At 33.8% G+C, this 20,200-nt stretch carries 12 protein-coding genes and 1 tRNA gene; 2 read left to right on the top strand and 11 right to left on the bottom strand.

Annotation, left to right across the window (positions count from 1 at the left end):
* Window positions 1–602 precede the first annotated feature (602 nt).
* Window positions 603–676 (bottom strand) — tRNA-Ala (locus ABW637_RS03605).
* Window positions 677–795: 119 nt separating this feature from the next.
* Here ABW637_RS03605 and ABW637_RS03600 point away from each other — a divergent pair.
* Together ABW637_RS03600 and ABW637_RS03595 are read left to right on the top strand one after the other, a co-directional pair.
* A complete protein-coding gene (locus ABW637_RS03600; protein WP_367583265.1) occupies window positions 796–1,293 on the top strand; it encodes a GNAT family N-acetyltransferase in 498 nt (165 codons plus the stop codon).
* Entirely contained in the window at window positions 1,290–2,618 is a 1,329-nt protein-coding gene (locus tag ABW637_RS03595; protein WP_367583264.1) for an MATE family efflux transporter, read from the top strand. The genes ABW637_RS03600 and ABW637_RS03595 overlap by 4 nt, the downstream gene beginning before the upstream one ends.
* Before the next feature lie 329 nt (window positions 2,619–2,947).
* On the opposite strand, the gene ABW637_RS03590 is transcribed toward ABW637_RS03595, so the two are convergent.
* The 10 genes from ABW637_RS03590 to ABW637_RS03545 form a co-directional block, all read right to left on the bottom strand.
* Complete coding sequence (locus tag ABW637_RS03590) at window positions 2,948–3,154, bottom strand: hypothetical protein (protein ID WP_367583263.1); 207 nt, start codon at window positions 3,152–3,154, stop codon at window positions 2,948–2,950.
* 33 nt (window positions 3,155–3,187) lie between these two features.
* Window positions 3,188–3,505 carry a hypothetical protein gene (locus ABW637_RS03585; RefSeq protein ID WP_367583262.1) on the bottom strand — a complete coding sequence of 106 codons (318 nt, stop codon included), beginning with the start codon at window positions 3,503–3,505 and terminating at the stop codon, window positions 3,188–3,190.
* Window positions 3,506–3,725: 220 nt separating this feature from the next.
* Window positions 3,726–4,589 carry a hypothetical protein gene (locus ABW637_RS03580; RefSeq protein ID WP_367583261.1) on the bottom strand — a complete coding sequence of 288 codons (864 nt, stop codon included), beginning with the start codon at window positions 4,587–4,589 and terminating at the stop codon, window positions 3,726–3,728.
* Between the two features lie 43 nt (window positions 4,590–4,632).
* Window positions 4,633–6,870 (bottom strand): leucine-rich repeat domain-containing protein, encoded by a 2,238-nt coding sequence (locus tag ABW637_RS03575; protein WP_367583260.1) that lies wholly within the window; start codon window positions 6,868–6,870, stop codon window positions 4,633–4,635.
* Between the two features lie 168 nt (window positions 6,871–7,038).
* Window positions 7,039–8,835 carry an SGBP N-terminal domain-containing protein gene (locus ABW637_RS03570; RefSeq protein WP_367583259.1) on the bottom strand — a complete coding sequence of 599 codons (1,797 nt, stop codon included), beginning with the start codon at window positions 8,833–8,835 and terminating at the stop codon, window positions 7,039–7,041.
* Between the two features lie 210 nt (window positions 8,836–9,045).
* Window positions 9,046–9,240, bottom strand: coding sequence for a hypothetical protein (locus ABW637_RS03565; protein WP_367583258.1), 195 nt, complete (start codon window positions 9,238–9,240; stop codon window positions 9,046–9,048).
* 470 nt (window positions 9,241–9,710) lie between these two features.
* Complete coding sequence (locus tag ABW637_RS03560) at window positions 9,711–14,249, bottom strand: DUF6443 domain-containing protein (protein ID WP_367583257.1); 4,539 nt, start codon at window positions 14,247–14,249, stop codon at window positions 9,711–9,713.
* A 10-nt stretch (window positions 14,250–14,259) separates the two neighbouring features.
* Window positions 14,260–18,048, bottom strand: a complete 3,789-nt coding sequence (locus ABW637_RS03555) for a hypothetical protein (RefSeq protein WP_367583256.1) — start codon at window positions 18,046–18,048, stop codon at window positions 14,260–14,262.
* 356 nt (window positions 18,049–18,404) lie between these two features.
* Window positions 18,405–19,319: a helix-turn-helix transcriptional regulator gene (locus ABW637_RS03550; protein WP_367583255.1), complete on the bottom strand. Its 915-nt coding sequence runs from the start codon at window positions 19,317–19,319 to the stop codon at window positions 18,405–18,407.
* A gap of 178 nt (window positions 19,320–19,497) precedes the next feature.
* Window positions 19,498–19,899 carry a LytR/AlgR family response regulator transcription factor gene (locus ABW637_RS03545; protein ID WP_367583254.1) on the bottom strand — a complete coding sequence of 134 codons (402 nt, stop codon included), beginning with the start codon at window positions 19,897–19,899 and terminating at the stop codon, window positions 19,498–19,500.
* Window positions 19,900–20,200: the final 301 nt, after the last annotated feature.

Genomic DNA, 20,200 nt, shown 5'->3' with positions numbered 1-20,200 from the left:
AAACATACAATACGATATAATAAAGGCTCCACCTAGTAACATTTTATCTTTCAACATATTTTTAGTTTTATACATTGTTTTGTTTTTAACAACTACTTGTATTAATAGAACAACTAACTATTAAAAACTCCTTTTTTATTTTTTGCTTTTTTTTATTTCAACCAATAAAAGTCGTTTGTTTCTACAATTTACAGGAATAAAATATATTTGTACTAAATGGAAAATATAGAGTATTGTATTTTAGTTTTGCACGTTGTTCTTCAATAAAAATCCACCTGTATTCAATGGAATTATACAAAACCCTTCTTGAAATTATCTCTGCTGTATTAATCCTCATTGCTTTTGAATTGTTGAATAGGAAGAAACTTAAAGGATATTCGATAATGGCAATCGGTCAGTTTTTAGCTATGGTCATTTGTTTATTTGCAAACCTATGGTTTCTAGGTTTTATGCATTTTATAAACTTCCTTTTAATGCTTAGAGGTTACTTTAAGTGGAGAAAACAAGAAATATAAACACTTTTTAGTTTAAAAAGACAGATATACTTGTGGTTCTGAAAAAGCAAAAAGCCTACAAGTAGCATGTAGGCCTATTTCTATTTGTGGAGAAGATGGGACTCGAACCCACGACCTCTTGACTGCCAGTCAAACGCTCTAGCCAGCTGAGCTACATCCCCATTACAGTGATGTCAAAAATACTCTTTTTTCTTAAAGTTTATTTAAAAATCTAGTAGAATACTAGCTGTGGGTATTAACTGCAGCATAAAGTTAGTATTTTTGGCCTTTACCTAAAAATATGATTCGTAAAGCTTTACCTTCTGATCTAGATGCTATTCATAAACTAACACAAACCTGTGCAAAAGCAATGATAGCTAATGGTATTTATCAATGGAACGAGCACTACCCAACCCTAGAACGTTTTCAAAAGGATATCGAATTAGAAGAGTTATATGTTTTCGAAGAAATAAGTATTAGAGGGATCATCGTTTTAACCAAACAAATAGACGAAGAATATATTCCCATACAATGGCTAACAGAAAACAAAAATAATATATATGTTCATCGTTTGGCTGTTGATCCAACCTATTGGGGACAAGGATATGCGCAACGGTTAATGGATTTTGCTGAAGATTTTGCCAAAAAGAATTTATATCAATCGGTAAGATTGGATACTTTTAGTCAAAATAAACGCAATCAAAAGTTTTATGAAACCCGTGGATATCAAAGATTAGGAGAAATTTTTTTTCCAAAACAAAGTGACCACTCTTTTTATTGCTATGAGCTGCTAATATGAGTACAATTATAAGTTTTAAAAATATAAACAAATTAGCGGTACCTGCTATTATCTCTGGTATTGCAGAACCTATTTTATCAGCCACCGATACAGCGGTAGTGGGTAATATACCGGTGAACGGAACAGAATCTTTAGCAGCTGTGGGGATAGTGGGTACATTTCTTTCGATGTTGATTTGGATTTTAGCTCAAACACGAAGCGCTATTTCTGCTATTATATCACAATATTTAGGAGCAGGAAAATTAGAAGAAGTACAGGCCTTGCCCGCTCAGGCAATCCTATTTAACCTAGGTTTGAGTTTTGTTATTTTATTGACTACAGTTCCATTTATTGAACCAATATTTAAGTTGCTTAATGCAGAGGGCACTGTACTGGAATATTGTATTTCGTATTACCAAATCAGAGTTTGGGGATTTCCGTTGTCCCTTTTTGTGTTTGCTGTTTTCGGCATCTTTAGAGGGTTACAAAATACATTTTGGCCCATGGTAGTAGCATTAATTGGTGTAGGAATCAACGTTGGGCTTGATTTTGCGCTGGTCTATGGTATTAAAGGAATTATTGACCCTATGAATCTAGAAGGAGCTGCCTGGGCTAGTCTTATTTCGCAAGTTGTAATGGCAATTTTGGCATTTGTATTCTTACTAAAAAAGACAAATGTATCCTTAAAATTAAGAAAACCATGGCACCCAGAAATGAACCGTTTTTTGATAATGAGTGGTAATCTTTTTATTCGATCATTAGCTCTTAATATTACTATAATTTTAGCGGTTCGTGAAGCTGCTGCAATAGGAACAAATTATGTCGCCGCGCATACCATTGCTATGCAGCTGTGGTTATTCTCGGCGTTTTTTATCGATGGTTATGGTAGTGCTGGCAATATTTTGGGAGGAAAACTGTTGGGGGCCAAAGATTTTACCAACTTAGTAAGACTAGCAAAAAAAGTAACTTTATATGGAGTTGTTGTAGCTGTTATTTTAGGTATGGCAGCATTAATAAAACCTGAAATCCTTGGTCGAATATTTACAAAAGATCAAAGCGTGTTGATGATTTTTTCAGGTTTTTTCTATTTAGTAGTCATCACTCTTCCTGTTAATGCTGTTGCTTTTGTTGGTGATGGTTTGTTTAAAGGACTTGGCGAAACAGGGTATTTACGAAATGTATTATTAGGATCAACTTTTTTAGGGTTTCTTCCTGCATTGTTTATTTCGCGTTACTTTGATTTGGGATTACATGGTATCTGGATTGCAATCACAGTTTGGATGCTTGTGCGCAGTGGATCTTTGGTAATAAAATTCAGGAACAAGTATATTCCTTTATCTTCCTAAGGTTAAAATTTTTATAACCACTATAAGCGTTAATAAATACATTGACCCAATCAAAATCTCTAATCTATATTTTGTTATATACTTCTTCATCATATTTCAAAGGTACATATACTTGATTTACAATAAAATACGTATGGGTACGTATTTATGAATGTTATTTCTTTAAAAATATACCGGGCAACTATACCCCCCATGTTACCCGGCATCCCAACTACATTTATTAATAAGATTTCGATGTAAGAATAAACAAGTCAATGAATACTTTATATTACATCAAACTAACTCGTTTTTGATTGACGTAAACACATCTCTTTAGATGTACCGTATAGTTATTCTGTGAAATATTTATAAAACTCTGCCAATGCTGCAAGTAAAAAAATTACAGCAATGATTTTTGCGGTAATAATATACCCCTTAACTCCAAATATAGCTTTAAAGATTTTTATAAACCCAGTAGCTGACTCATCAGATGCGCTTTTAGCCATTCCGAACCATGCTATTAATGCTATTATTAGTAGAATAATTCCTCCTATCATATTTACTTGTTTTTTAATTTAAAATCGATCAACTTATATAAAGAAAGAATTAAAAACACCTGATCTAGCTAGTAAGATCCCTGCAACTCCTAAACCAACCCAAATCGCTTTATAGGTCATTTTGGTTTTTGACATAATTAGTTTTAATCGTTGTTCTTTTACCTTCCATTCTTCGGGAGTAAGGGTGTATCCTGGTACTATAATCATACCTATACTTGCACCTACAATAAAAGGCCCTATTGCCAAAATTCGAAATGTTGTCCCAATTTCATTTAATGTTGATAAATAAAACCAGCTTATACTTACTCCAATAATTAAGAATATGATTCCAAATAATCTTGCGTTTCTCATAATTAGTGTTATTGTTTAATTGTTTGTTTTATTAGCAAATTTCTTATCCTAAGGTTTTTAAGAAAACAAAAATACTCGGCAAACCAACAGCTTATGTTGTCAAAAACTTATAATTTTCTATATCATCAGGTTTATGCAATTATTTTATTTCAAAAAAATACCGGATAACTCCTAACCCCTTTGTTATCCGGTATTTTATCAAACTTCACTCAATCATTGCTTACTTTACGTTCTCACAAGCAATTTTTCCATTTCCTGCTACTCCTCTTGTCAGTCTAGTTGCCTTATAGTATTTCAAGTTCTTTTGATACCCAGATCCAGTATATTCCTGAATGAATTTTGTGGTATCATATCTGCAAACTCCATCTGTTCCTTTTCTTACCGCACGAGCAGTAACGGTTCTACCTATAATAGCACCAGTATAACTATGATGTTCGATATTCCAATCGTTAGAAAGAACTACAGCATGGTAATAATCGTTGTTATATCCTTCTCGATTATTTAATACTGATATAACTTCTTTAGCGCGAACAGAGGTTTGCATTTTACCAGGTTTGGGTAAGAATACTTTCTTAAGTTCTTCATTATTTTCATCGGCCCAAGCTTTTCTTACTTTAGTTTCAAAGAATTCTTTTACCCACTTTTTCTTTTCTTCTACTTCTTTTTTCGAAGATTTCCCTTTTACTTTTTTAAATATAATTAGTGATTCTACCTCGGGAGTTTCTCGTGATCCTGATTTGTAATTAAATGCCAAAATATCTCCATCATCTTCGATGACAACAAATTCAAATTCTGTCACGTTGCCCTCTGCTTCATAATAGTTTGGCAATTCGGGATAGTTTCTTATTAATTTGTCTAGCTCTTTATAACGTCCAGAAAGCACATCACCTACATTATAATTTATGGTAAACTCATCAGTATTACAACAGCCCGTAACTACTGCCGAACCTATTTTATGCTCTCTCCATTTGGGATCTTTATCGTGCGGGTTGCCTGCAAAATATTTTTCTTGTGCAGTACTTGATTGTATAAATAACACTATTGTAATAATTGCGATTGAGGTTAGTAATTTTCTTGTTTTCATTTTTAATTTATTTTTGGGTTATTTTTTTAGATTATCCTAGTTACTATCGACAAATAGCTTTATCATCCTTTCTAATTGTAGTTCCCGTGTTTTCGAGATCACAAACTTCTTGGGGTATCGTTGTAAGTGGATTAAATCGTATTTCTAAGAAGTTAAGACTTGTAATATTTCCCAATTCCGCAGGAATTGAGGTCAAGCGATTATTTGATACGTTTAAGGTAAAAAGACTATTTAAGTTGCCAATTTCTGCTGGAAGTGTTGGTAAACTATTTTGAGATAATAACAAAACTTCCAAATTTATTAAACTACCAATTTCTGAAGGAATTGAGGTTAGTAGGTTTCTAGATAAGGATAAACTCTTCAATTTGATTAGTTTAAAAACAAAAGCTGGTATAGCGCTTAGTTTTTGTTTGTTTGAGCTTCCTATTAGGCTAAGGCTCGTCAAATTTGTAAGATTTTCCATCTCCGAGGGTAGCGAAGTGAACTGGTTTTGACCAAGCACTAAAGAAGTTAGGTTTTTCAAGTTTCCTATTTCTTTTGGAACAGAAGTTATTAGGTTATCACCTAAGAATAAGTCGTTTAAAGCTATAAGTTCGCCAATTTCTGAAGGAATTGTAGTAATCTGGTTTTGTTGCATCCATAGGGTTTCCAACAATGTAAGATTACCAATTTCTGAAGGTAAATTAGTGATGCGGTTGTCAAATGCTAAAAAGCTTGTTAATTTTGTTAAATTACCAATAGTTACAGGAAGGCTTGTTATTTTATTTCGAGATACCCACAACCTTTCTAATAGTACAAGGTTGCCAATTTCTGAAGGCATTTCTTCAAAATTATTCCCATCAACAATCAATGCTTTTACTGCCGTTAATTCACCTATTTCTTTAGGTAGTTTAATAAGTTGCTTATCACGAAGAATCAATTCGACTACCTTTCTTTCGAGATTAAAGCGTACACCCTCCCAACCATTCATATCCTGATCCTGAATATTCCATGAAAGTAGACCCGGATTTGCCTCGTAAAAAGCTTTTAGGGCTAAATAGTCTTTTGAAGGGGTTTTGCAGATAGCTGTGTCATCTTTTTTAATCTCTGTTCCTGAGTTTTCTAGATCACAAACCTTTTGAGGAACTATTTTTAATTCTGAATTGTCATAAAAATGAAGAAATCTTAATGACGTTAGGTTTCCTATTTCACTCGGTAAGCTAACTAGTTTATTGTCATAAACATATAACTCCTCAAGATTGGTTAGGTTTCCTATTTCTGTGGGAATAACGCGTAATGAATTCTCTTCGATATAAAGCTCTGTAAGTGTACTTAGGTTTCCTATTTCTACAGGAATTTCGGTAAGTAAATTATTTCTTAAGACAAGCAGTCTAATTTTAGAAAGCTCTTGTATTTCTGTGGGTATTGATTCAATAAGATTATTATTTAAAAAGAAATCTTCCAAATTAATAAGCTTTCCTATCTCTACAGGGATCGAAGATAATTTGTTGAAATGTATATATAACTTACTAAGGTTGGTCAAATTTCCTATCTCTAATGGTATAAGTTCGATAGTATTAAAACTTAAGTTTAAAGATGTAAGCGAAGAGAGGTTACCTATCTCTGAAGGGATATTTGTCAAATCGTTATTTTCTAGCCTTAGCGTTTCAAGTTGATTTAGTCTTTTAATTTCAACAGGTATAGAAGAAATCTGATTGTTTGGTAGTACTAAAGCCTTAAGATGAATTAAAATTCCTATTTCTTGTGGCAAGGTTTCTATTCCCTTGTCTACCATAGCTAAAATTACAACTCTATCATCCTCTACGGTAACTCCTTCCCAGTTGGATATATCATTTTGCGAGACATCCCAATCTAATGTATTGTTTGGATTTGCATTGTAAATGGCTATCAAAGCATCACGCTCTGTCATTTGCAAAACTGTTACTACCACTTCATATTCCTGAGTGGTGCCATCTTCGGCCATAACCGTATAGATAACTGGACCTGAAAAATCTTGTTCTTCATCAATATTAGGTGTAATACCCGCTTTTTCTGAAACTGTTATATTTGGTTTTAAATTTTTAACCGAGCTTCCAAAAGGAAAAGTAGCTTCGATTTTTTTTGTTTCTTCGTTAATGGTAGCAATAATGTCAATGTCTAAGTCTTCATTTTCTGATGTCAAAAAATTAAACTCTGTAATCTGTTTTTGATTGCTTAGGGTAACTCCTCCTGCATCATCATCTTTACTACACGAAGTAAATGCTAATGCTAGTACTACAAGTAATTTTAAATAATTTTTCATGGGTTCTTACTTATTTTGGGTTTACGTTTACTACTATGTTCTCTTCTATTGAGTTTCTTACCCCTAAAACATTTAATTTTTTTGTGAGAATTTTGAAAGCGCAAAACTATAAGACATTCCTAAACAGTAGGTTGTCAAAAACCGATGACTTTTATGTTACATGGGTAATTAATCACAATTGGCTTCTTTATACCCTAAAGTGTTGAAGAATGAATTGTTAGTATCTTGAAAAGACGGAATAGCACTATTTTGACTAAAGTTGGTAGAGCTCACCTGGTCTGTGTTTAACCCATTTTGGATATAATGCTCATTAATTGTATTGCTCACAGAATTATTATTAAGCATTATTGGCATCTCATCGGTAGCCACCTCAACCAAAGCTGTATTTCCATTTTGGATCGTTACATTAGAGATTTCTACAGGATTATCGGGAATGGTAGAATCGGGGTATCGTATTGCGAATTTACCCAGAAAGATGCTACTTTTTTGGGCATTATAAATAGCTCCATTTTTTATTTTGAAGTCTTTAGTAAAAGCAATAATTGGATATTCTCCTGCATTAACAAACACAAAATTTTCTAATGATCCGCTAGAGTTCCCCACCTGAAACATATTCATCTGTGCCCCGGTTTCATTATTAAGACCAGAACCAATAAGGGTTAGGTTAGCGGCTTTATATTGTAATGCATTAGATACCTGTATACATTCTCTCCCCGAATCTTTAACATATACGTTGGTAATTTCTACCTTTTTGGTAAGGTGATAAATGTTGTAGGTATTACCAATATAGATGGCCTCATTCGAGGGTTCATCGAAATAGCAGTTTTTTACAATAGCATATTCTTGCACAAAATTAGCATACCGATCGGGATCCTTTTCGCCCACTCCCAGGTAAGGTACTTTAATGCTCACACTGGCTACACCATTGCCATTAGAGGCTCTAGAGCCCTTAATAAACCTACAATTGGCCACCAGCATACTATTGGTCCACTCATGTGTATGGATTTGCATTTCTCTAAATTCGATCCCGTGGCATTTGGCAGAATTATTATTTCCTTGGATGTGAATAAATGCACTTTCCATAAATCGCCATGAAAAACTTACATTATTTCCTTGGTCTCTATAATATCTCGGGTTGACCACTACATCTCCTGTGGGTGCATTCTTAATCGTTATAGGACGATCTATGGTACCTTTACAATTTTTAAATACCACTTCTCCGTGAATACCAGGTTGCAAGATTAAGTTGCTCCCAGGTTCTATATTTTCTATACGTTGAAATGCCTTGGGATAAATCAAAATTTCTTTACCTGCAACAATAACCTTTACCACATAAGATTCTGTAGAACCATCGAGTGCAGTAACCGAATAATTAACTGTATTGGTAAAATCTTGTGTGGTATCACTGCCAGGACTTACTGAAGCGCCCACTATAGTCGAAATTTTGGGTGTTAGGGCATCTATAGCGGTGCCATAAGGTACTATAGCGGTAATCGTTTTTTCGGATTCATTAATATCTGCATGAATATCGTCTTGTAACCCATCATTTTGATTGGCCATAAAAACAAAAGAAATGATTTGTTTATCAGATTCTTGAGCCTCAGCAATCATCACTTCATATTCTTGTGTAGAACCATCTTCTGCTATAACTTTATAAAATACCGGAGTTGTAAAATCTTGTGCAACTCCAGTATCAGGGGTAACCTTGGATTTTTCAGAAACAGTAATATTGGGTTGCAATGAAGTGCGTTTTGTTCCGAAAGGAACTGTTACAGCAATTTGTTTTGCCGCTTCATTAATATTGGCCACCAAATCCTCATCTAATGCATCATTTTCTGACGATGAAAAAATAAACTCGGTGATTTGCTTAGCATTGCTTTTAATAACCTGCTTCTCGATGTCATCTTTGACGCAAGAACATATACATAGCGTAAAGACTAACAATAGCTGTATGTAGTTTTTCATGATCATTTTGATTTAGGGTTGATGTATTATATATCTAAAATGAACAAATAAAGGTTAGAATTGAGGTTTTGATTTCTGGAACCCTTATATCAATTTCTGAATCAGAGCGTTGGGTTTCTAAATCATAATGCAACCAATAAAAAAGACTGCCCTTTTAGGCAGCCTTCTATTGCATCATTTATTCTAATCATCTGTACCAACGATACGTATTTACGCGCAAGGAGAATTTCTTGATAATGCACATAACCCTCCTGGTCCAAAAGCAAAAGCTCCCCATTCACCACCACATTGCAGGCATTCTTCTTCGGTTCTTGGGTAATAATTACCAAACCCTCCTTGAATAGCCTTTTGGTCTTTTCTGTTTATGGTTTTCGCTCCTTCTAAATTTAAAATGTTTTTTAGCATGTTTTTGTTTTTTAAATATTTATCAATGATTCATTGTCAAAGTACGTATTGTTTCTAATCATAACCCATCTCAACTTCTGAATCATGATTCTTACTTTCTAAACTTCTTTTTTCTATTTCTAAAGCGAATCAAAACTTTGTTTCTATATAAATAAAGAATAATTGCAAATTACTCAACAATGACATTTTTGTTTTAATTAATTTGTGATTTCCTGAGAGGATAGCCCATAGTATATTTTAAAGGATATTTTAGTTTAAAATCTGGGGCTTTTTCTAACCCCAACAATCCTTTTACAAAATCAGATTACAAATCCGGCTTATGGAATTATAATCTTGAGATATATCAAGATTTGGTTTATGCGTTATCCTGAATAAATAACACAAAAAAACAACTGTAGGTTTGTATCTACAGTTGTTTCCTTATTTAGAATACGCTCAGATATACAAATGTGAGTTGTCTTATTTAAAAATCAATTTGTTCTGTTTATTGCTTTGTTGAATCTACCCATATCCCTTTGTAATCTTAACTGTCCCTGCCTTCCTAAGTATTCTCTATTGTCTGAAGCAAAAAAGCTAGATATATAATCTCCAACTATTTGACCTGCATAGGGTGCAATGGCATTATTATAAATATCAACCGTGTCATCAGGATCCGTTAAATCAAAATTTTGTAAATATAGATCTAGAGCGTTGTATATGATACCAACAGCTCTTTGTGCCTCTTTTACATCTTTGAATAAGCCTTCGGTATGTAATATTGACTCATGTGTAATATTAGATGTTGCTCTGCCGTCAGAAAAGCCTTTTACTAATTCTACTGTATATTTTGCCAGTGTTTCTTGTCTTGTTGGATTACTATCCAATGCTTCCATAACAGCAGCTGAATACCCTAAACCTTTAGTAAGAGGTTTTAAAAAGAACCTATTGGCATTGCCATAATTTAATGTTCCTGTAGGACGATAACCATCATTATAATAACCCTTTTCAAACCAATTAAAAGCTTTAGATGTTGCTTTCGAAACAGGTGGTCTTATAACTTTGGCTGTGGTTTCAAGAGCAGACTGATTACGCCAGTTTGAAGTCGCATCAATAACAGAAAGCCCTACACCAACCCAACCCAATGCACTTGTTGCGATTTCTTTATAAACATTAGCGGCTATTCTTTCTGCAGTAGTAAAGTATTTAATGTTAATCTGCCCATGACTTCCTCTATATACATAAATAGGATTAGTTGATGGTTTAGGCTTTTTCCCATCGGGATCACTAAAAAATATTGGATTATTAAATGTATAATTATACGGCGAATATCTGCGCATTTGTTCTGCCAGAGGATCCAAGTTCATCCATCGACCTAATGCAGGATCATAATTTCGTGCTGTAATGTCGATCCAATCCAGGCCTAACTCATTTTGTTCTTCTTTGCCTCCAAAACCATATTGATGATCTTGCCCTGTTACAACATTGTTATATCCTTTATGCTTTAGACCAAAGGGGTAATAGTTATTTTCTTCGCGAATTTCTTGTTGGGTAACTGCTCCATCTTTATTATCATCACTATAACTTAGGCGAATGTTATCTAAATGGTCTTTGTATTGATAAATGTAATCAAACCCACCTGTAGTATTGGGCTCAATATATCCTTCGGGGTGGTTAAAGAATTTTAATTCATTGTTTTTATATATATAATTACCAGCATATGCTGTAGTACTAGTAGTATTCTGGTCAATAACCCTTTTAGACACCTTTATTCCAGATGCAGTATACATATATTCTATGTATTTATTTACCTCTGCAAAAGTAACTTTTGTGGGTAAATTAAGATGATTATATTGAATATTGGTAATACGTTTATTTCTGTCTTTTATCATATTGCCATTCTCATCGTAGACATAATCGTTATCGGGGTTGGCACCCTCTTTAAATCCATAATTATCATTACCGGTATCAACAACTTTAGACAATTTGTTACCTTGATCATACGAATAATATAAACGATCCATATTAGCAAAACTTACTCCATTTTGCCAACCTGTACGAGTAAGTCTTAAAATGTTGCCGTTCTTGTCGTAATTTACATCGGTAAGATTATATTTTCCGGAATTATGAATTCCTTTTGTAATCCTGTTTAAAGCATCATATGTATATGAATATTGCATCTTTACATTATCATTAGCCGTTTTCCATTCAGTTTGTGAAATATTGCCATTATATAGAGGAGTTGTTGTACCTGTGGGATCATTATAATTGATTTTATATGCAAAAAGATCTTCGCCCAGGGTATCGGGATCATTAATTTGGGTTAACCAACCCCTGATATTATATTTGTAGCTTACATCTTGAAGGTTGTTACCCACTTTTTTTGCAATTAATTTTCCTAATTCGTCATATTCATTCTGTACAATAAACTCCTCTGGTTGATTATTGATTTTTTGAGTTTGTGAAATCAACCTCCTCATATGATCATAAGTAAACTTATCCTTAGTAATTAAAGCAGGATTTGTATGTAGTTTATGAGAGGTTTTGGCCTCCAATATTTTGCCAGCAAAATCTACTTTATAACTAGTATGATCTATAGTTTTGAGGTAGTCATTTTTTTGATAACTATAAATTAATCTTGCCTTATTATCATAATAATTTACAGTTGTAATCCACTCATTGGTCCCCAAAACACGTACTTTACTTCCGGTAGGTAATGTTTTAGGATTATTACTTACGGCCTGATTATATATAGTGTTTGGATTATCTCCTCCAGATAAATCAAAATTATAATCATCATAATAATTGATGGTATGGATCTCAAGAAAATCTTGAGGAAAAGCCACTAAAGTATAATACATCAATGTACCTTTTCTTTCTTCTCCCGGATAAATTCTACTTTCATGTTGTATGTTGTAATCCTCTGAAAAGTCTTGCCAAAATTCTCTTCCGGGTATCTGATGATGAAATATACCTGTGTAAGCAACTCTACCAAAGGCATCGTATTTGGTAAATAACCACTTGTTTTCGGCCCTTAGATTGGAGTCCTGAAACATGATGGGCTTATCGAGTTTGTTATAAATAATGTATTCCCACCCTTTTCCGGGTATCTTTTTTTCGACTAATCTATTTTTAATGTCATACTTATATTGATAACATAATTCGGCAAGCTCACCGTTTGATACCCCATCTGAGATTATTGCTTTTGGAGGAATGACATAGATTAAATTTCCGTATTTATCATAAACATAGTAGGTATCATGGGTAATATTATTATTGTAAGTACGAGTTAAAATGACCTGCCCTTGCTTATCTGTAAATTCCTCTATAGTATTATTTTTAGGATATTGCTGCCCTGGTTGCCAGTTTTCATTTTTGGTGATTGTCTTATATAACTCGCTAGTAGCATAAAACCCGTTTTTTTCTAGAGTTGGACTAAACGAAGTATCTCCACTTTGATACGTAACTTTAAAATTTACTACACTATTGGCACTATTTGTTGCATAAACAATTTTGGTGGTATGATCAGTGTCTTTAATTCTGTTGACTTTCCATGGTGTTCCTGGAGCTCCTTTTTCAAATACTCGGTTTAATGGAGAAGATTCATAAACGGTTTCAGTATATGGATTGGTAGTGTTTTCATACTTCGACGTGTTGTAAAACGAATTAATTCGATCCACAGAGTTAGAATAGAAGGCTCCATTTCGAGAAGATGAAGAAGCAAATGGTAAATATTGTTTATTTTGCCTTCCAAACTGATCATAGGCTTTGTGTAATATAATGTCTTCTTTATTTCCTCCCGATCTAACTGCGATAGATTGTTTGGCACTTCCTAAACCATTAGCATAATCAACGGTAATTATTTTATCATCATCTTTGATTCCAACTTTCACGTTAAAGTTTCCATTTGCATTAGTTGGGGGGTCCGGGATGATTGGCTTTTTATAAAACACCAAATACTTGTTTTCGATTTTAGCACCATAGGGTGTGCTATTTCCGTCTCTGTCAGTAATGTCACCTAGCACAGTATTGGGTATTGGATATTGTGTACCGCTTAACTGTTTAATCTGTCCCAGTTTTAAACTGCATGTAGAAGACCAGCCTCCACTGAATCTAAGTTTAATACGATTGTGTTGTATGGTTAGTTCACCACTTGCACCACCGCCACCGCCATTAGAACAGTCAATAATGTCTGACCCACTAAGTTCTAGGTTGTAAATAATTGGTGCAGATATATTTGTTTCAATAAGAGTGTTAACACCAGTAATATTAATACTGTTTGAACCTGGATTTCCTGTATAATAAAAAATCAGATAATTATTTTCGATTTTAGCGCGGTACGCTGTTTTTAAGTCATCATAAGTTTTGATCACGCCCAGCTCCATATCCTCAATAGGCCTTGTGTTTATATAGGTAATTTCTCCTAGTTTTAGATCGCAATTCGACCAGGATCCTGAGAACACTATACTTAATTTGTTCTTTTTTATAGATATTCTTCCACTACTGCCTCCTCCTCCTCCTGGTACACATTTGTGAATATCGCTTCCAAAATAAGTCTCATAATTATTTATGGTTGTTCCTTCAAGCTGAGTCGTAAATACGTTACTAACACTATTGACATAAATCGGAGAATAGAATACTAAATAACCATCTTCTATCTTAGCGAAATACCCCGTATCTTCTTGATTACTGTTTTTAATTGCACCTAATTCTGTATCAGGAAGAGATTCGGGAGTGGTGTTTAGTTTCTTAATTCTACCAACTCTTAGTCTACTGGATGAAGACCAGGATCCACTAAAATTAAAGGTTAAAACTCCATCTTTTATTTTAATCGATCCACTTGCACCACCCTGAGTACCGGATGGACTCCAAAAAATATCCGAACTATCTAAATATATGGTATAATCATTTATATATCTTTTATTAGAGGTTTCTGTTTGATAGCTTATTGTTTTAATATAGTTTTCTGTTTGTGTTTGCCCAATACACAGTAATGGAAGAACAAAGGATAACATAGTTATTATTTTTTTCATAATGATGGCATTAATTTTTAGATGTGTTTTGAGTAAAAGAAGATTTATTGTGCACTAATATGCCATTAGCAAAGAAATTATGATTCTTACTCACTTTATCCAGGTTATAAGTAGTGATCTCTTTCTCTATTTCTTTGTGATCTACTAATTTGATTTCTTTGAGTGTTTTATTATCAGATTGATATAACAACACCGTGTCACCAGTTTCAATCTGTTGTACATCAAGATCATAGTTCTTTTTGGTTAATTTTGGTTGGTATGAAGCCCACCCTTTGCCTTTTACATAATAAGGGTGATCATAGGTATTGGTGTTTTTAACACCGTTCTCAAATTCAAAAATCACCATTTTATGATGAATAGGCGAGACCACATTCTCTACCTCTCCAATCTCTTGTTTTTTAGTTTTAAGATTATAGGTAAGTACTTTGTCTCCAATCTTCACCTCCTCAATGTTTTTGGTTGTTTTGTCTGCCATTTGAATTTTGGTACCTGCGATAAAACAGGAAGGGATGTCAAAGTCATCGCCACCACCTCCACTACATGGCAAGGCTTGTGTGTGATTAAAATCAAAGATTTTTTCTATGAAATCTCCATTTGCATCGGTTACTTTAAGTGTTACTCTGGCAATATCACAACCTGTTCTGGTAATAAAATTGATGTCGCTTCCGGTGATATATTTTGTCGAAGCAAAATTTGGATCTAACCCTGTCCATTCATACTTATATTTTCCCACACCTCCCTTTGCTGCAGCAGTAAGCGACATAATAAATATACTTCGTGCTGCATTTTGAGGTACTTCCCATTCCTCTCCTTTCACAGCATTAAGCTGTAACGGCTCATTATTAATACTAATGTTTAGTTTTCTTTTATAATTATATTCCTGCTCCGATATTAAATTTCCATAATCATCTTTTACATTAATCAATCGATTAAATCCATCATATTCATACCTAGTAGTGATTTCTTTTTCGTTGGTAGCTTTTTCGATTCCTACTAAAGGTTGGTATAAATAGGTGTGTATTTGGGCATTTGGGAGTTGATTCCTCAGTTTTTTAAGCTCCAGTTCTAAATCGCTATTAGACATTGATTGTAAATAGTCTAAATTCTCAACATTTAATGCCGTCAAAATCTCTGAATATGTTACGCCTAAAACTTCAGCAATTTTACGCTCATAGTTGTACCCCCAGAGCGCTGAAATTGGTGTCCCATTTGGTCGTGAATGCTCTACTAAATTTCCTTTTTTGTCATACTTGTGTAATATCTTTTTTACTTCTAAGGGCCCCGTTCCTTTTGACATTGATGTATGTGCGGGTAAAAGTTTACCATCTCCAAAGTCACCATATGTTGTATGCTCCTGAGTTAACAACTCATCGTTTTCAAAATGCTTTATTCCTATCGGTGTAAGGATATTATATTCTGATAATTTGCCTGTAGGGGATGAAGGGTCTACGTCGCTATCAAAAGGATATATATATTTTTCTTTAATTGTGTTTACATTATTGATAACGGTCTTTTTTTCTTTTAGCAACGGACGTTCTGTATCATATATAAATGAATTCATATTTGTTACATTTCCTCCCTCAAGATGCTCTGTGATTTTTGTACTGCTAAGCGTATAACTTTCAGATAAGAGATCAGAAGTAAATTTGGTATAAGGGTGACCTTCGCCAATATCAAAACGACTTCGGATATCGGCTTTACCAATTATTGATGAAACCGATTTTTCTTGATAAGCATTATGATTATATTGATTAATGGTTTGTTTTATAAGATTGTGATTATCGTCGTAAACAAAAGAGTTTAATAGCTTTCCTCTTTTAATATCCATATCTTGATAAATTAGCGGATAAAATCCATCATTTATCTTTTTTTGGATATCCTCAGGTTTTGGAGCGCAACATCTAATCCCTTGACTAATGGTAAAATTTTCATCATATATATTAGGATGACTGCTCGCGCTGGAATATTCATTGTATATAAAGCCATTACCTTCTTCTTCAATTTTTACACTTAAATATCCGACCAGGGATCCGTTTGTTGTTGGCATAGATAAAGATTCTTGGTTTACAACTACATTTTTTCCTTCGTCTGTAACATAATCTCTATCTACTATATACCATGGTAGACCGGCAATTCGTCCGGAGGTAGTTGTTGCATGTTCATACGTATAGTTTATTTTTTGTTCTTTTTGCCCATTGCTGTCAAACATGGTTTGAGACTTAATTCTAAGCCCACCTCCTTTAACCTGAGTATTTTTGAATCTGAATGAGTTTAGTTCGTAGTCTAATGTCATAGCTCCTCCTGTGGGGTAGGTAATTTTTTTCAGAATACCCGCTTTAGCATAGGTTTCATTAGCCACTAGGGTCGCTGTACCGTTTAGAACACTATAGCCAGAAAGCGGAAATGGGAGGTATGAATCTTTTTTTTGACCCGCTTTATAGTATATACGTGGAATATAGTTGGTTAGAGGTACATTATGATTGCCATTATAATACCCTGTAAAATCTTGATTGTTAGAATAGCGTTTAGGCAGTGTAGTAGTGTTATATGAAAATCTATAGCCCGGGAGTACGTTTCCGTCCTGGTCAAAAAAATTAATCTCTTGAAGTTTTAGGCGTAAACATTGGGGCTCATTGCAATTGCTTGCCCCTCTAAAATAATCGTGTTCAAAAACAACGCCTTTGATGAGATTACCGTTATTGTTTTTTACTTCGATTTTTTTCAATCTACGTGCACTGGGTATATCTTGTCTTAGATCATTGCAATAGTAAAATAAGACCTCCCCTTCTGGAAAGACAATTTTATCAATAACCTTTTGTTTATGATAACTATGCGGTATGTTGGTTTGCGATACCCTGTTTCCGTTTTTGTATTGTCGAACAATTCGCCTTTCGCTATCAACAATAAAATCATCTGCATAATAAAACTTAACAGACCTTTTGCTTATTGGGCTGGTAATAGAAGAAGTGTGTACAGCTGAATAAGAGTCTAGTTTCATATATTTTTTCCATGAGGTATAAAAAGGAGCGCTTTCAAAATAACCTTTCAACTCTTCTTCGGTAAGGTATGGGTACCATTGGACATTAACCAGGTCATTGGTCATATCACCGTCTTTTAACGGAATAGAAAAAATTGCATCATACTCTCGGTCTTTAAAATCATACACAAAACCTTGTGGCGAGGTTATTTTAAAGTTTATGATATTGTTTTCTATTTGTTCTCGCCCAGCTTCATCCTGAAAAGGGCTATAGATAATAGACCCCGTTTTGGTTAACTCAAGAGCTTTACCACCACCACCTGCATGGTTAAACTTGGTCGTTAAGCCCGGAACAGCTACATAAAATAAATCTGCTTCTGTATCTAAGTTTTGGATAGGAACATTGTATTCGTCCCAGTGTAATGTCTGAAACAACCCTCTTAAGTAACCATACTCCAGGTAGACTCTCATTTGTTTTTCCTGATTATATTTAGATGTGGATGCCAGATCCGGTAAACCAAGGATTTGTTTTGATATTAGGCCGCCGGTATTTAGAGACCAGTTGAGCCCCACTCGTGAGGAGGCGGTGTTTATTTTTACACCTCTAGTATCATATGAAAGAGAAATGGGAATTTCTAATCCATCAAGATTAATGGTATATATAGGTATAGTAATGTTTGCACTACCGGTGTATTCATTCATTGGAAAGTAGTTAGCATTCATAAATGCAGTAACATCGGGAGACTTAAGAGGTTGTATATCTTGTGATTTTGCGCCTAAAAAAACAAAAAGTAGTAAGAAGTTAATTATTAATTGCTTCATGTTGGATTGATTTCTGTGAAAATTGAGCATAAATCTCTCTATATCAATCCTTATAAGGGCAGGGTAGTTTTTGAAACCACGCTATAGGTTTCTGAAATTAAGTTTTGGACTTCTAAACATGAGTAGACTATCGACTGATAACTTAAAAGAAAGAGCAGGTTTAGTTTGAACAAAAGAATTGTTGATCAAATTTTCTTGAGGAACTATGAATAATTATCGTGATACTCCTATAGCATAAGCCAAAGACATTGATCCATTAGAAGATGAGGATCCATATATCTTTTTTAAGCACTTTAGGCCCTGCCAAACCATGTTATGAATACTAATACGAGTACAATAACTCTGCTTGTCATTTTTTATGCTGCTCTATAATTAGCTGGCGAGCAACCATATGTTTTCTTAAATAATTTACTAAACGATGCTAGGTCGGGAAAATCCAAAATATCGGCAATTTCTGAAATATTGATATGGCCTATATCAATATAATCTTTGGCCTTTCTCATTTTTAGACTAATTGCATATTGATGAGGGGTTTTACCAAAAACCTTTTTGAATGAGTTATACAAATGATACTCAGACAAAGCTGCAGCTTGCGAGAGGTCTTCAATAGTTATTTTACGTTCAGCATTATCATGAATATATTCATAAGCAACCAAAAGCCTTTTTAAAACTTCAATTTTTGTAGAAGCTTTGGTGGCCACGATTTGATCTGCCATGCGGTATGCCCTAAACTGATCTTGATAAATAGCCTGTAATACCTCTATAGTAAGTTCTTGAGGGTTGAGGTACTCGTAGTTGCTCGTAAGACTCTGTTGGTGGATTTGTTTTAATAACCTTCCGGAAGGATAGTGATCAGCATTGTATATCTTTTCTATAAAAAAAGATTTTTGCTCTATTTTCTCTAGGGGTACACTAAGCAATTGTTCTTCTGAAGCAAAAGCAAAGAAGTTAAATTTTGCAATAAGATCATCAGAAATAGCAAAACTAAGTACATCAATATAATCTTCACTTTTATTGAAATATTCCCAACCATAACTTGGATTGGAAACGATGAACTTATTTCCATCAACTTTTACCTTTTTGTCTTTTACAACAAGATCTCCAACACCTTCTTTGAAATAGATGATTGTTAAACTGTTTTCATTGTATCCATAATATGGTAATTGCGTTTTAAAACGCATCATGAAGTTATCATTCCTATTAAACTGAGGAGGTAAAGGGCCTCGTTTTTTAGAAAAATGATTGTAATATATGTCTTTGTATTCCTGCATTACTGGGGCGAATTAATGAGAAACTTTTGAATCAGCAAATTGCTAACTCACTGATTTAAAGCAGCAAATATACTATTTTTTAACAAAATTTAACATTTTGAGCTTAAAAAATTGTAAAAATGTATTTCTAAGATCAATATGGCTGGTCTTAATCAAGATCTATAGATGTATTTTAGTATTAATAATACATGAGTTCAAGAAACTCTTCACGTTTTTCTTTTGAAATAGAAACAGCAAGTTCATTTTCCATAACGATATATGCTCCATCTTTTTTTATGAATTGTTTTATATGATTTAAGTTGATTAAAAAAGAGCGATGAGGGCGAAAAAACAGGGGTTTGTTCTTCATTAAATTGTCAAAATGCTTAAGAGGCTTGCTTATTAGAATTACTCCTTTTGATTTTGAATGTACTTTTGTGTACATCCCATCCGCTTCAAAGCAAATAATGTCGTCTACCGTGAGAAAAAGAATACCATCACGTACCGGAAGGGCTATTTTATTAATAAAATTTGAAGCGTGGTTTAATTGATCATTACGTTCTTTTCTTTCATTTTTGCTTGCAACTAACTGTACTACCATTGTATACTTCTTTTTTTAAGATATAGTTCTACTATTTACGAGGTATTATTAATACAGTTATATAATTGCCTATTTTCTTACCCCTATTTATATTATTTAGAAGGTGTTTAGAGAAAGTAAACTACCTCGGAACAAGCCCGCAAGGCATTGGTTGGAAAATAATTTTGATTTCGAGGCAAGCCTCGGAGCATTTAAATCTCGATTATCGAGTAAACATTTCAGAAACTTAGGGTTTCTGATGTTATAAAAAAAGGCGGATAGATTAATTAGTAAGGATATGGGTCTATTTTTCAAATACTAA

The organism is Aquimarina penaris (genome assembly GCF_040786285.1).
Lineage (GTDB): Bacteria > Bacteroidota > Bacteroidia > Flavobacteriales > Flavobacteriaceae > Aquimarina.
This window is presented reverse-complemented; position numbering and strand designations above follow the sequence as displayed.